Origin of the sequence: Hydrogenophilus thiooxidans (assembly GCF_019049855.1) — a bacterium.
GTDB classification, from domain to species: domain Bacteria; phylum Pseudomonadota; class Gammaproteobacteria; order Burkholderiales; family Rhodocyclaceae; genus Hydrogenophilus; species Hydrogenophilus thiooxidans.
Genome location: NZ_JAHLSY010000051.1, coordinates 1 through 1,703 on the forward strand (window position 1 = coordinate 1; position 1,703 = coordinate 1,703).

The following is a 1,703-nucleotide window of genomic DNA, read 5'->3' on the forward strand; positions in this document are numbered from 1 at the left end:
TTCAGGTTGGAGGTCAGAATCATCGAGCCCTTCTCATAACGCTCCGCCACCACCTGGAAAAACAGGTTTGCCTGATTGCGACTCAATGGCAAATATCCGATCTCATCGATGATGAGCACGCTGAGCGCCTTGAGCGTACGCATCAGTTGATCCAGGCTGCCCTGCTGTTGCGCCCGCTCCAACTGCAAGATCAGATTGGCTGCGGTGGTAAAACGGGTCTTCAGTCCCGATTGGGTGGCCAGATACCCCAGCGCAATGGCAAGATGGGTCTTGCCAACACCGGAAGGGCCCAGAAACACCACATTTTCTCGGCGATGCACAAACGCGAGCGTCGCTAGCTGGTCAATGGCCGCTTTCGGAGCGCCTACGGCAAAATCGAAGTCATACGCATCCAGCGTCTTGATGGCCGGAAAGCCAGCAAAGCGTACCAGCATGTTGCGGGTGCGCTGCGTTCTGAGCGCCTGCTCTGCCTGCAGACACGCTTGGAGATACTCTGATAGCGTCCACTGCTTCTCGACGGCCTGCTGCGCAAGGGTATCAAAATTCTGGGCGATGCCTACCAGCCCCAACTGGTCACACAGCTGCAGGATGCGTTCTGAGAGATTCATGACGCTTGCTCCTTTTGCAGCAGCTGCTCGAAACGACCCAAGTCTTCGTAAAAGCGCCGTTGTTCGTCATCGACCACTCGGCTGGGTTGTGCATTGCGCCAGAGCGCCGAGGGCGAGCCATGCTCAGCGCACACCCGATGCCACTGCGGCGGAGCCGGCAAAGGTTGCAGGTGCTCCAACTCCTGATGCCAGCGCTCAAGGGGTGTTTGCCCCGTGGTGCCATGGCGTCTGATGTTGGCCACATCCCTGAGCCAACGTAGGGCATGGGCGTTGAGCTCCGCTATGTCCGTCACCAGATTGGGGTCGAGAGAGAGGGCTGGCGCATAGAAGTTGTGGCGCAGATAGTGGATAAAGCGCTCGACTTTGCCCTTGGTGCGCGCTCGGTAGGGTTGGCACACTCTGGGCATGAACCCATAGTGGCGAGCCAATTGCCACAGCCCGTCGTGGAAGCGGTGTCGCCCTTTGCCATAGGCGTTTCGCTCAATGACAACCGTCTTCATGTTGTCATAGAGCACTTCGCGCGGCACGCCGCCAAAGTAGGCGAAGGCGTTCTGGTGGCAAATGCGCAAGGCATCGAATTGCTCTGAGCGGGTGAACTCCACGTAGGTGTAGCGGCTCCAGCCCAGTGTGGCCACAAAAGCATGCAACGGTGGGTGCCCCCGGGAAAATACCGCCCAGTCCACCTGCATCTGCTCGCCTGGCTGCGTCTCGAAGCGGTTGTCGGGCATCTCGCTGGATTGTTTATCGCGCAGGGATTGGACATAACGGCGCAAAGTGCGCGCGCTACCGCTGTAGCCAAGCGCCAAGACCTCGCGATAGAGCACGCTGGCAAAAATGCCAGGTAGCTGCGCCATGCGCTGCTTGACATAGTCAGCATAGGGGTTGATCAACGTCGCTCTTTCCCTACGCTGCACCGCTTCACTTTGCCCCTCAACCCGGCGCAGGATAGCGCGCACGGTATTGCGGGAGCGTCCCGTCATGCGGGCAATCGCACGAATGCTATGTCCTTGTTTGTGGAGAATCGTGATCTCCATTGCGTCCTCCTTCGTCAACACAACTCGCCTCCTGATGAACATCATCAGAGGCAGGGTAACG

At 58.4% G+C, this 1,703-nt stretch carries 2 protein-coding genes; both read right to left on the reverse strand.

Going from position 1 to position 1,703, the window contains the following annotated elements:
• The coding region (istB, locus tag KUL93_RS11145; protein ID WP_217127108.1) for an IS21-like element helper ATPase IstB at positions 1–608 on the reverse strand (608 nt) is incomplete at its 3' end.
• Positions 605–1,703: IS21 family transposase (istA, locus tag KUL93_RS11150; protein ID WP_217127109.1), on the reverse strand; the 1,099-nt coding region annotated here is incomplete at its 5' end. The genes istB and istA, both read right to left, overlap by 4 nt.